The following is a 12,605-nucleotide window of genomic DNA, read 5'->3' as shown; positions in this document are numbered from 1 at the left end:
CCCCGGGGGGGGGGGGGAACCCCCGCCGGCCCGTCCGTGGCCACCAATTTGGGGCCCCAAGTCTCGGACGGCAGGCGTCAAACGCGGTCAGTAGCCCTTCGCGCGCATCGGAGCGGGATTCTCGAGTCCGCTCACGGTGTGCGAGCCCTTGATGATGTCGGCGGGCTTAGCATCGGGGACGAGTGGGAAGTAGCGTTCCAGCCCGCCCCAGTCGCGTCCCCAGTTGTTGCGCAGGTACGTCGGGACCAGCGTGTACGAGAGCAGCGCGTCGGTGATTCCGAGCGGGCCGCCGTTCACGCCGTCCGACCAGGTCTGCGTGTTCTTCCGGGTGGCCTCGGCGTCGGGCATGATCCGCCACTGAGGCAGTTCCAGGAGGCCGTAACTGACGGCCATCGGGCGCTGGCACGGGAACACCAACCCGGGCATCCAGTCGATGAACACCGGGTCGGTGCGTCCGACGACGTCGTTCAACGTGGCGAGCGCAGGCAGCCGCGGCGGGGTGATCGCCACCCACTCCTGGACCGCCATCGCGTCGTCGACCACGTGCAGGCGCACCACCGTGGCGCGCGGGGGCGCGGTCGTCAACTCGAAGCGAAGCGTCCGCCAGTTCGACGACGTCGCGAACGCGTCGTGCGGAACCTGCGGAGCTCCCACCGGCACTACGCGACCATCGCCGCCGATGCGACCGTACTCGGCGACGACGCGCCGACCCGGCGTGAGCACCTCGAACTCGTCGAGTGATGCGATGGAGCCAGCCGCGGCGACTGTCAGCAACGGTCGTTCCTCGCCGGCCTGGTCGGCCTGCACACCCATGTCATACCACCCGGTGGTGAGCTCGCTCGCCCGCCGAGAGCCGTAGCTGCCGAGCACCGGAACCGTCGCCGGATCCAGGCCGTACGGAAGTTTGACGGCCTCCGCAGACGGGATCTGCTCGGCCGACGACTCGGCAGCGGGATCGTCGGACGTCGCGTCGTCGATCTCCGAGTCCACGGAGTCGCCGCCCGCGGTCGGCGGGGTGATGACGTCGTCGCTGGACTCCTCGTCGCTGGAACGACGCTGATCGAGGGGGTCGATGAGCACATTCGACGGGATGCCTTCGGCAGTGAAACCGGTGTTGTCGGCCCCCAACGCAGCCTTGGCCGCAGGCGCGGGTCTGCCGTCGACGGCGGCAGGCCGCAGCACCGCCTTGTTCGGGTCTGCTTCGACGAGGACGTCGTTTGCGAGTGCGCACTCGTCGCCGGTCAGTGCGCGAGCGTTCGACGTGGCCCACGACCAACTGTCCCGCTGCACCCACGCAGCCTTCACGAAGGAGCCGAGCATGATGAGGACGACGATTCCCGCGATCACCGGGATCGGCGAGAACGTGAACTTCAGCAGGCCGGACTTGCGGGCTCCGGTACGGAGGTCCTCGTCGGTGAAGTCGTCGCGGAAATGAAACCACAGTCCGACGGCGGCGACGACGAGAGTCGCGGCCAACATGACCCAACTGAGTTTGACGCCTGCGATCTCGATCGGCCGGTCCCACCACGGGATGCCGTACGACCCGACGTACCACCACATGTTGGTTCCCGCCGTCGCGACCGCCGTCACGAGCAGAACGGCTGCGGCGAAGAATGTGCGGTTGCGGCGCGACCGCAATAGCTTGGGCGCCATCATCGCCGTCGTACCGGCTACGAGGATCGCGCCGATGGCCGCATAGATGCCGAAGTGGTGCGTCCACTTGGTCGGGGTGAACGACGTGAAGAACATCGTGCCGATCATCACGCCGATGAGCCGCCAGAACGGTCCGCGTGCGACGCCGGCCGGACGCCTGCTCGACATGAGCCGGAAGATCGCGACGACGAGCGCCAAGATCATCACCAAGATGCCGAACCGGCGCGGGAAGGTGCCGTCGCCGGTGTCCAGGACCAGCCAGTAGTACCGCGTCGGTTCGCGCCACCACTCCTCGGTGGGGCCGACCTCGGTCGCGACCTTGTTGCCTTCCAACAGTGGGCCGAGGGCCTGCGAATAGAAGATCATGAAGAGCACGGCGGTGCCCGCGGCGAGCACCGGTGCGATCAGTGCGACGAGACCGTCGCGTCTACGTCGAGAGACGATGCCCTTGACGAGTGGACGCAGACCGGCGATCAGGGCGGCGGCCGCCATTAGCCCACCGGGCGCGAGTGCCAGCGTGAATCCGGCGGTGACCGTCGCGATCGCGAACGGAAGCAGACGTTTCGTGGCGATGGCTCGTTCGACGCACACCCACGTGAGCAGGGCGCCCACCGCTTCTGCGGGCTCGGGGCGGATGCCGTTGTTGTACGGCATCCAGATCGCCAGGAACACCATGGCGCCCGCCCAGACGGCGGCCGTCGAGTTCCGGACCGCCCGACCGAGGCGCGGGATGGCTTCCCGGCTGATGATCCACCAGCCGAGGAGCCCGAGGAGGAAGGCGGGGAGCCGCAGCCACGGAGTCGCGACCGAGATGTGCGTCATCCACGACAGGACCTGGAAATGCCATCCGAACGGGTCTTGCGGCACTCCGAAGTAGCGGAAGTAGTTGTCGGCGTATCCCGCTTCACCGGTGATGCGGGCGACGGTGATGTTGTAGCCGTCGTCGGAGGTGTTCCCACCGATCAGCCACCATGCGGCGAGCGTGAGGAACACGACGACGTCGGGGCCGCGGATGGTGAACCAGCCGCGCGGCAGGAACCGGCGGTGGCCGCGTCCGTCTCGCGCGTCGAGGACGCCGAGCGCCACCAGCGACAGCAACGTCATCACGATTCCGATGACGATGACGGCCAGCTTCAGCGGGGTCGGCGAGTTGATGAAGCGAGTGTCGACCGTCGCGTGCAGTGACAGCCCGTCGCGCGGCGCGTCGGACGGCAGATCGGAGAACACGCCGACGATCTGCGGCCGCATGTCGGGAGACGCGTTCCGGTACCGCATGGTCTGGGCACCGGTCGCTTGCGTTCCGGCGGTCTGATCGGCAGGCAGCCCGGTGATGTCGGCGCTCACCCCGTCGGCGCCGCCGGTGAAGGTGAACGCGCAGTCCGGCGACGACTGGGCGACGCGTCGGTCGACGGACAGCAGTACGACGTCGCGGACCACCATCGAGACGGTGTCGGCGCTCGCCCGGACGAACATCCCGCGGGCCGTCGCCTCCTGTCCGTTCGCGGGCAGCGTGGACATCAGGTCGCCGCCGCCTGCCGGGAGCTCCCGCGCCAGCGAACACGGAACGGACGTCGACATGTCGATCGGCACGAACGACACCATCGGCGCCGTCACGTTCGTGACCTCGTCGTTCTGCGGCCACGCGAGTTCGGCGGTCTTCTGGTCGATCGGCAGGATCGGCGTCAGGATCGCCATCAGGAAGCCGATGAGGCCCGCGACGGCGGCGACGAGGCGCGTCGCGCGGTAGCCGCCTGCGCGTGGACTCCACCACCGGCTCGAGGCGGCGGGAGCGTCGGTGAGATCAGTCATTGTTCGGCTCCAGGCGAATCGATCCGGTGCGGTGCCAGCCCCACTGGGTGACGGGTTCGGTGTCGACCCGAGCGGTGGCGGCGTCCGGCGACAGCGGTGTCAGTCGCTCCACCGATCCCCAATCCTCGTGCCAGTCGTCGCGCAGATACGTCGGCACGGTGACCTGCGACGTCGTCGACTCGACGATCGACAGGGGTCCGCCGCCGTCGGCGGCCATCCAGGTGCGCGACTGCGAGTTGGCGGTCACGAAGTCGGGGAGGATCCGCCACCGCGGGACCTGAGTGACGCCGTGCGGGAACGTCATCGGGTTCTGGCACGGGAACTGCGCTGCCGCCATGAAGTCGACGAGCGTCGGATCGGTGGACCCGACCATCTCCTGCAGGGTGCGGAGTTCGGGGGCACGTGGCGGTGTGATCGCGATGAACTGCGCAGGCCCGAGGTTCGTGTCGGCGAGGTTCAGGCGCAGCACGGTGGCCGCAGCCGGGACCGAGGTCATCGGGACGCGCAGGTTGCGCCACGGGAGGTTCGGGGTGATCGGGCCTGCATCGATCGGGACGACGTCGCCGCCGACTTGGACGAATTCACCGTCAGGGCCGGGCTTGCCGAACTGCGCGACGAGCTTCTGGCCGAACCGCCAGTGACCGTCGCGGTCGATGGTCGACACGGCGCCCGCCGTGGAGAACGCGATGATGGGCGACGCGTCCCGTGCGGGCAGCGTGTACCAACCGGTGGTGAGGTACGCGTTGGCCGGGAAGCCGTAGCTGCCGAGCACCGGGGTGGTTGCCGGGTCGAGCCCGAACGGGAGTGCGTGCGTCGATCCGTTGACTGTCCGCGGGCCGGTCCCTCCGGTGGTGCCTGCGCCGAGCCCACCGATGATCGAGAACGGCTTGGACACCGATCCGCCGACGTGCATCTGCCCGGCTCGCGCACTCGACGGGGTCGGGGTGAGGTCGGCGGGGATGCCCTCGGGGGAGAAGCCGACGGCGTCGCCGGTGAGCGCCGCGGTGGGCGTCGCATTCTTCGCCGGTACCAGCATCCCCTTGTTCGGGTCGGGTTCGGCGAGGACCTGATCGGCCATGCCGCAGGTGCCGCCGCCGAGCGAGGCGACGTTGTTGCTGAACACGGTCATCGCCGGGCTACGGGTGACGACGGCTTTGCCGAACACGGTGAACGTCGCGACGACCATGAGGCCGGCGATCAGCACCAGCGGGGTGTGCGCGAACATCAGACGGCGTCGGTCGCCCGCGCTGTCGGGCTGCCCCGCATCGTGGTGGGCGAGACCCTTGTTGGCCACGTAGTCGTTGCGCAGGTGCTGCCACAGCGCGACGGCGACGGCGACGACGGCCAGTGCCAACAGGATCGACGAGATCTGGATGCCCTTGAGGGCCGGAGCCATGTCGAACCAGGTGATCCCGAAACGGTAGGCGTACGGCCAGGCGTTCTTACCCGCCGCCGCCGCGGCCAACGCGAACAGCAGTCCCACCGACAGCAGCGACAGGTTGCGCGACGACCGTGCGCCCGCTTGAGCGATCGCCAGGCAGGCGACGGCGGCGAGCGCGGCTCCGAACCCGGCGAAGACACCGAAATGGATGGTCCACTTCACCGGGGAGAGAAAGAACAAGAGGAGGGTGACGCCGAACGCGCCGATCAGCCGCCACGTCTGGCTCGACGCGACGCCTGCGATGCTGCGGCGACGGAGCAGGACGGCTGCCGTCACGATCGCCGCGACGAACAGCAGGAGCACGGGGATGCGTCGAGCGAGGGCGCCGTCCGGGGTGGTGACGGTCAGGAAGAAGTAGCGCAGGAACTCCTGGTGCCACGGGATGATCGGTCCGGTCTGATACCGGGTCTTCATCGCTTCGAGGACCGTCATCAACGTTTGGTCGCGGAACACGATCACCGAGACGACCGTTCCGGCGGCGATCATCGGTGCGAGCAGTGCCAGGAGGCCGGCTTCGCGTCGGCGGTCGAGCAGGACGTGCAGGAGCGGGCGGGCGGCCACCAGCAGGATCGCGACGCCGATGACGCCTTGCGGCGCGAGGGCGAGCATCCCGGCGGCGAGGGTCGCGGCGAGCGCGGCCGGCAGGAGGCGGCGACGGGTGATCGCCGACTCGGTGGCCCACCAGGTGAGCAGTGAGCCGAGGACGATGATCCCCTCGGTGCGCAGGCCCGAGCAGAAGGGGAGCCAGAACGCCAGGAACACGGCGGCCGCGGTGGCGACGGCCCACGCCCTCGACCCGAACCGGCCGATCAGTCCGGCCGCGCCGGATCCAGAGAGGAGGTGGGGCAGCACGATTCGGGACAGCACGAACCACGAGGCCAGGCCGGCGACGAGGATCGGCAGATGCATCCAGACGATGGTCGTCGACACCTGCGACCACAGCGACAGGAAGCTGTAGTACCAGTCGAACGGCGCTTCGGCGATCCCGTAGAAGCGGTAGTAGTTCGACAGGTAGCCGGACGCGTCGGCGGCCCGCCCCATCGTGAGGATGTAGCCGTCGTCGGGCGCCGCCGCACCCAGGAACGTCCACACGACGAGCACGACGGTCACCACGGCGTCGCTCAGACGCGGACGGATGTGCGCGAGCAGCGTCTTCGACCTGGCGAGGAGTCGACCGGTGTACCCGTTGGACCGGTCCAGGCACCACAGGGCGAACAGGGCGAGCAACGCGGCCAGCACCGTGATCACCATGACGACCACCTTGAGGATCGACGGCGAGCTCTCGTACCGGTTGTCGACGTCGATCCGGGCGTGCATTCCGGCATCGGCCATCGCGGTCACCTGCGGCGTGCTCAGCGATGTGAAGAAGCCGTCGATCTGCGGGCGTGTACTCGGGTCGAGGTCGCTCGCCGGTCCGAGTCCGGTGAACTGGGCCCCCGTGGCCGAGGCCGACGAGAACACGTGCAGTTCGCCGCATCGTCCCGCATCGATGTCGGCCCGCGACGCGCTGGCCGCGACGTTCGCGCGCATGGAGACGGTGACTGACGTACGGTTCGCGGTCACGGCGAGCGTCCGCTGCGATGCACCCTTCGCTTTGGCGGGCATCGTCGACAGGACGGTGGCGCCCTCGGCAGGCAGCGTCGCGAGTGCGGCGCACGGAATCACCAGGTCGACGGACTGCGCGGTCTGTGCGATGAGCGGGGCGACCACCGATGGATCGTCTGCGTTCACATCCTGGCCCTGCGGCCAACTGACCGACGCAGACGTCTGGGAGACGGGGAGCAGCGGGACCAGGACGGCGGCGATCACCGCGATCAGACCTGCGACGACCGCCAACAGCCGCGCCGTTTGCGAGGAGAGCGGGCTCGAGGGAGGTTCGACGTCGGGGTCGGACGGAGCTGTGGTCGGCACTGGCACGGAACTTGACGTTAGTCGAGAGTTCGACGACCTCGCTAAACGGGCGTCGACGTCGGGCGAGTCCTCTCGACCCGACGGCCTCGACGCCCTCAGACGGGTTCGGCGGCGAGAACCGGCGCGAAGCGTGCGCCGGAGGTCGGGCGCGCGGACCCCGACTGGCCGGACTCGGCGAGGAACGCGACGAGGTCGGCGAGCGTTTGAGCGGAACTGCGCGGCCGGTAGCCGAGTCGTTCGGTGGCCTTCGTGATGTCGACGGTCGGCTGCGCGACGAGGGCGGCGATCGACGCCCGAGAGACGAGGTCCGAGCCGAGCAGCTGGCTGAGAGGTTCGGCGAGCGGGACGATCGCCTTGATCACCCACAGCGGGATGGCCGCCAGCGCGCGGAATCGGCCGCACAGGCCTGCGACGGTCCGCATCGCGTCGAACAGACGCACCTGCTCACCGCCCAGGAGGTAGTTCTCCCCGGTGACGCCGTGCTCGGCGGCGAGGGTCAGACCGATCGCCACGTCCCGGACGTCGACGAGGTCGAAGGTGCCGTCCGGGAACAACGGGACCTTGCCCTGGGCCGCGTCGCGAAGCATGCCGTTGATGCGGGACAGTCCGTGGTCGACGGGGCCGTACACGCCGGTCGGATTGCAGATCACGGCGTCGAGTCCGTCGGCGATCACCTCGCGCAACGCCTGCTCGCCCGCCCATTTGGAACGGTCGTAGACCGGGAGCTTCGGATCCTCGGAGCGGGCGCAGGTCTCGTCGAGGACGCCCCCACCGGTGTTCTCGCCGTCGATGTACTGGTCGAAGGAGTGGATGGAACTGCAGTGGACGAAGCGGCGCACGCCTGCGGCGAGTGCGGCGCGCGCCGTCGACGCGACCCCCGCGGTGTTGACGCGCCAGGCGAGCTCGTCTTTCTGCTTGAGCGTGATCATCGCGACCAGGTGATACACGGTGTCGACGCCTGCGAACGCCTCGGCGAGGCCGTCCTGGTCGAAGATGTCGGCGGAGCGCCAAGTGACCTGCGGATGGTCGAGTGCGTGTGCAGGCGACACGCGGTCGATGGCGACCACGTCGTGGCCGTCGGCGACGAGCCGATCGACGAGGTTCGTACCGACGAAGCCTGCTGCTCCGGTGACTGCGACCTTCATGAGCGTCCTCACTGTTCGACGAATGCGAGTCGCGTTCAGCGAACCGCAAGAACTGGAACATGTTCTAGTTCGTGACTGGGCTCACTATAGGGCACCGTGCGATGCGTGCCAACCCCGAATCAGCAGGAGGCGGATTCAGCGGCGGATCGGCGCGGGGCTCCACAGGCCGCTGCGGGTCTGCGTGCTGTAGTCGATCTGAGCGGGTGAGGCAGGGTCGTACGGGCTGTAGCGTTCGAGCGCGCCCCAGTCACGGCCGATGTCGCCCTTGAGATAGGTGGCGACGGTCTCCGCGCGCTGTGACACCTGGAGCCAGCCGAGTGGCCCGCCGCCGAGCGCGCCCTGCCACGTTCCGACCGCGGCCGCGAGGTCCGCGCCGGGCCGGACCCGCCACTTCGGCGTCTCGACGACGCCGGCGTGGAAGTTGTACGGCCGTTGGCACGGGAACACCAGACCGGAAGTCCAGTCGACGTGGACCGGATCGGTGTCGCCGACAGTCTCCTGCAGCGTCGTCAACTCGGGAATGCGCGGCGGGGTGACCACGATGAAGTGGTCCTCCGACAGGTTGTCGTCGTCGGCGACGATCCGGATCGCGGTGGTCTCCGAAGGAAGCGAAGTCGTGTCGAGGCGAACGTTGCGCCAGCTGGGACGCGGTCCCGGATCGATCATCTGGTGTTCGCCGCCTACCGTGAGCTCGCCGTCGCGCGTCGCATCGTCGACGTCGTCGGTCGTGTACTCGACACGGAGCTCGCTCGACCCGAACACGCCTGCGGCCGAGAACGTGACGAGTGGGCGGTCATGGAAGTCGGCAGGCACCCGGTACCAGCCGGACGTGAGCTCGGCGGGACTCTGATCGGTCTCGGAGTAGCTGCCCATGACGGGGGTCATCGCCGGGTCGAGCCCGAACGGCAGGACAGCGTGCGAGCCGTTGACGCCGGCGGTCGTCGAGACCCCGCCGCCGGTGCCGCCGCTGTTGGCGATCAGCAGGTCGGGGTCGATTCCGGCTCCGGAGGCGAGGACGCCGAGGGAACCGGCAGGCGCCATGGTGTCGAGGTCCTCACGCACGCCGTCCGCAGTGAACCCGCGGGTCTCGTTGCGATCGGCGCCGGCCGGGGCGGTGGTCGGTCCCGCGAGCGGATCGGTCAGGGACGTGTCCACCGGCGTCAGTCGGTAGAGATTCGGGTCGTCCTCGACCCACACCTTGTCGGCCATCCCGCACTGCTTGCCCGCGAACGCCTCGAGGTTCGAGCGCGGCACCGAGTACGAGTCGCTCTGTCGGATACCGGTCATCGCGGCGGTGACGAGCAGGAAAGCGACGATCACGGTGGCTGCGAGGCCCAGCGGCGACGCGGTGAGAGTACGAGTGAGGCGTCGTATCGGTCTCGGTTGATGCTCCGGTTCCGGGTCGACGCCGGTGAACGGTTCGCGGAAGTGGAACCAGAGAGCGAGTGCGAGCAGCGCCAGGGCCGCGTAGAGGAGGATCTGGCCGAGCGGGACGCCTGCGACCATCACCTGGGACGTCGCCCACGGCATGCCCCACGCCGAGGCGTAGAAGTAGGAGTTGGGCGCGGTGAACGCCAGGGCCGTCACGAACACGACGAGTGCGGCGAAGATCGTGCGGTTCCGTCGCGAATGGGTGGCGCTCGTGCTCGCGGCGATCGCGGCCAACGCGGCGAGTGCTGCGGCGAGTCCGGCGAACACGCCGAAGTGGTGCGTCCACTTGGTCGGGGTGAACATCAGGAACAGCAGCGAGCCGAATGTGATGCCCACGATGCGGCGCGAGGGGCCGAGGGCGGTGCCGGGGATCCGCGACTTGCGGATGAGGACGGCGCCCGCGACGGCCATCGCCAGGAACATGGCGACGACTGCGAACCGTCGGGCGATCGACCCGTCGGCGGAGAACGCGAACAGCGATGAGTAGCGGTCGATCTCGTTGTACCAGGCGAGCGACGGCCCGAGATCGGTCTTCATGGTCGAGCTCGCGGTGAACGCGGCGAGTGTAAGTCCGGAGAAGACGACGAAGACGACCAGGACGCCCGCGGACACGATCGGGGCGAACAGGCTCAGATACGCGGCGACGGGGCCGGACCCGGTCTGCCGTCGGACCTCTCTGGCCCGACGGACGACTGCCAAGAGCATCGGTCGGGCGCCTGCGACGAGCGCCGCGACTGCGAGCACACCGGTCGGGCCTGCCGCGATGCTGAACGCGCCTGCCGTGCAGGCGACCGCCGCAGGCAACAGCCTGCCGGTCGCGATGGCGCGCTCCACCGAACACCACGTGATCAGCGCTCCGAGGCAGATGATCGGTTCGGGCCGCAGCCCGTTGTTGAACGGGAACCAGGCGACCAGGAAGACGGCCGCAGCCGTCCACCCGACCGCAGGCCGGGCGAGTGCGGCGCGGCCCAGGCGCGGGAGGATCTCGTGGCTGACGATCAACCAGACGATGATGCCGCAGAGCAGGGCCGGGATTCGCATCCAGACGCTGGCGACCGAGACATTGCTGAGCCAGCCGAAGACTTGGTAATACCACCCGAACGGGGCCTCGGGCGCACCGAACCAGCGGAAGTAGTTGGCCGTGTAGTCGCTGTCCTGCGCGACCCTCGACATGGTGAGCAGGTAGCCGTCGTCGGACGTGTTCGGGCCGATGATGTGCCACACGAGAAGCAGTCCGACCACCGCGTAGTCGCGCGGCTTCAACCGCCACCAGCGGGCCGGGAAGAATCGGCGGTGTCGGCGGCCGTCGGTCGCGTCCAGCCGGGACAGGGCGATCAACGAGAGCACGACGGCGAGGACGCCGACGATGATCGCCGCCCATTTCACGGCGGTCGGGGTCGTGCTGTAGCGGGAGTCGATGACGACATGTGCCGTCAGCCCCGGGATGTCGGCGGCGGGGCCGCTGAGCTCAGTGAACAGGCCGGTCATCTGCGGACGCTGGTCGCCGACCGCTTCGCCTTCAAGAGCCTTACCGTCGTCGCCGGTCAGCCCGGTGAACTCGGCCGTCACGGCGTCGGACGTCGCATGGACCTCGATGTCCTGGCACGTTCCGGACCGCACGTCGGCGAGCGGAGCCGACACCAACGGCATGTTGCGGTTGATGACTTCGACGGTGCGGGATGCCTCGGGCGTCGAGCGCTCCCCGGTCACCCGAACGAACAGACCGCGTTGCTGTGCCTTCTCCGCGGACGGCGACGTGGTCGCCAGGAGGACCGACGCGTCGGCGGGCAACCGGTCGACGGCGGAGCACGGGACGGTCGCCGTCAGGTCGATCGGTGCGTACGAGATGAGGGGAGCGGAGACCGATCCGACGGTCTCCTGCTGCGGCCAACTGATCTCCGCGACAGTCTGCTGAACCGGGAGCAGCGGCGTCGCCAGAGCGAGGAGCACGCCGAGCAGACCGGTGACGATCGCGGTTATCTGCGCCCGACGGGCCGTGATGGATGGCACAGAGGGTCATCCTAGTGCTTGCCTGTCGGGGCCCGGTGCCTGAGCCGGGCCCCCGATGCAGATCAGACGAACTCGGTGTCGTCGACCGGGGTCAGTGGCGTCGTGTCTCGGTCGGCTATGTGCGCCGGTCGAGGGGTCGCGGCTCCGAACGGCGCGTCCGGAGCGTTCTTGACACTGTTGAAGACGAGGAACACGTTGGCACGCGAGTACGGAGTGATGTTGTTGCTCGATGCGTGCATCGAGTTCGAGTCGAAGAACAGCGCGTGGCCCGCGGGGCCGGTGAACTGTTCGATCCCGAACTCGAGGCCGAGATCGGTGACGGTGTCGTAGGACGGCACCCCGACCTTCTGCTCCTGCAACGATTCACGGAAGTTGCCGGCGGGAGTCTCACCGACGCAGGGGACGAAGACGCGGTGCGCGCCCGGCATGAGCATGAGCCCGCCGTTGAATGCGAAGTTGTCGGTCAGCGCGATCGACAGGCTGACGGTGCGGGGAGTCGGCAGGCCGTCTTCGGCGTGCCACGTCTCGAAATCCGAATGCCAGCCGAAACCGGTGCCGACCATGCCGGGCATCGCGTTGATCCGCGACTGGTGGATGTAGACCTCCGAGCCGAGGATCTGCCGCGCGCGATCGAGGATGCGCGGCGTACGGGCCAACGCGTCGATCACCGGGCTGTGCCGGTGGACGGCGAAGATCGACCGCACTGCGTCACTCCCACGCTCGCGCACGACCGCCCCGGACGCGTCGACGTGGGGGTCGACGGCGAGCCTCGAGAACTCGGTCCAACAGCTCTGGATCTGGGCGGGCGTCAACAACCCGTCCTCGATATGGAATCCCTTCGCGTCGTACGCCGCGACCTCATCGGCGGTGAACGGGCCTGCAGCCTCGCCCCACACGGTCGGGTCCGGTCGGCGCATCATCGGGGCGGGTTCGGTCAGTCGCGTCGGGTATCGGTCGTGCAGAGTCGTCGCGGTGGTCAAGGATCCTCCCTTCAGGACTGTGTATGGGCCGGCGGCGGCCGACCCCGCCCTCCACCGCTACTCGTTTTTGTGAGTTAAGTCGAGTTCACCGACCACTGCCCGCCGCCGCTGGTCGAGCCCTCGTGTCGTTGGTCGAGCCCTCCTGTCGTTGGTCGAGCCCTCCTGTCGTTGGTCGAGCGGAGTCGAGACCCTCGCGCGACGCAGCGTGCGGTCTCGACTCCGCTC

5 protein-coding genes are annotated in these 12,605 nt (G+C 68.7%); all 5 read right to left on the bottom strand.

Annotation, left to right across the window (positions count from 1 at the left end; all coding sequences use genetic code 11):
* Positions 1–87: 87 nt before the first annotated feature.
* Complete coding sequence (locus L5G32_RS03505; protein ID WP_237009644.1) at positions 88–3,462, bottom strand: arabinosyltransferase domain-containing protein; 3,375 nt, start codon at positions 3,460–3,462, stop codon at positions 88–90.
* A complete protein-coding gene (locus L5G32_RS03500; RefSeq protein ID WP_237009643.1) occupies positions 3,455–6,820 on the bottom strand; it encodes an arabinosyltransferase domain-containing protein in 3,366 nt (1,121 codons plus the stop codon). The genes L5G32_RS03505 and L5G32_RS03500 overlap by 8 nt, the downstream gene beginning before the upstream one ends.
* Before the next feature lie 89 nt (positions 6,821–6,909).
* Positions 6,910–7,959 (bottom strand): NAD-dependent epimerase/dehydratase family protein, encoded by a 1,050-nt coding sequence (locus L5G32_RS03495; protein WP_237009641.1) that lies wholly within the window; start codon positions 7,957–7,959, stop codon positions 6,910–6,912.
* A 135-nt stretch (positions 7,960–8,094) separates the two neighbouring features.
* A complete protein-coding gene (locus L5G32_RS03490) occupies positions 8,095–11,400 on the bottom strand; it encodes an arabinosyltransferase domain-containing protein (protein ID WP_237009640.1) in 3,306 nt (1,101 codons plus the stop codon).
* Positions 11,401–11,462: 62 nt separating this feature from the next.
* Positions 11,463–12,320, bottom strand: coding sequence for an ectoine hydroxylase (gene thpD / locus L5G32_RS03485; protein WP_237009645.1), 858 nt, complete (start codon positions 12,318–12,320; stop codon positions 11,463–11,465).
* Between the last annotated feature and the right edge of the window lie 285 nt (positions 12,321–12,605).

This window comes from Gordonia zhenghanii, assembly GCF_021738965.1.
GTDB classification, from domain to species: Bacteria; Actinomycetota; Actinomycetes; order Mycobacteriales; family Mycobacteriaceae; genus Gordonia; species Gordonia zhenghanii.
Note: the sequence above shows the minus strand (reverse complement) of the source record. Positions and strands in the feature narration are given on the sequence as shown.

Coding starts and splice junctions, on each gene's coding strand:
- L5G32_RS03505 (WP_237009644.1), bottom strand. CDS start 3,462: ATGACTGATCTCACCGACGCTCCCGCCGCCTCGAGCCGGTGGTGGAGT.
- L5G32_RS03495 (WP_237009641.1), bottom strand. CDS start 7,959: ATGAAGGTCGCAGTCACCGGAGCAGCAGGCTTCGTCGGTACGAACCTC.
- thpD (WP_237009645.1), bottom strand. CDS start 12,320: ATGATGCGCCGACCGGACCCGACCGTGTGGGGCGAGGCTGCAGGCCCG.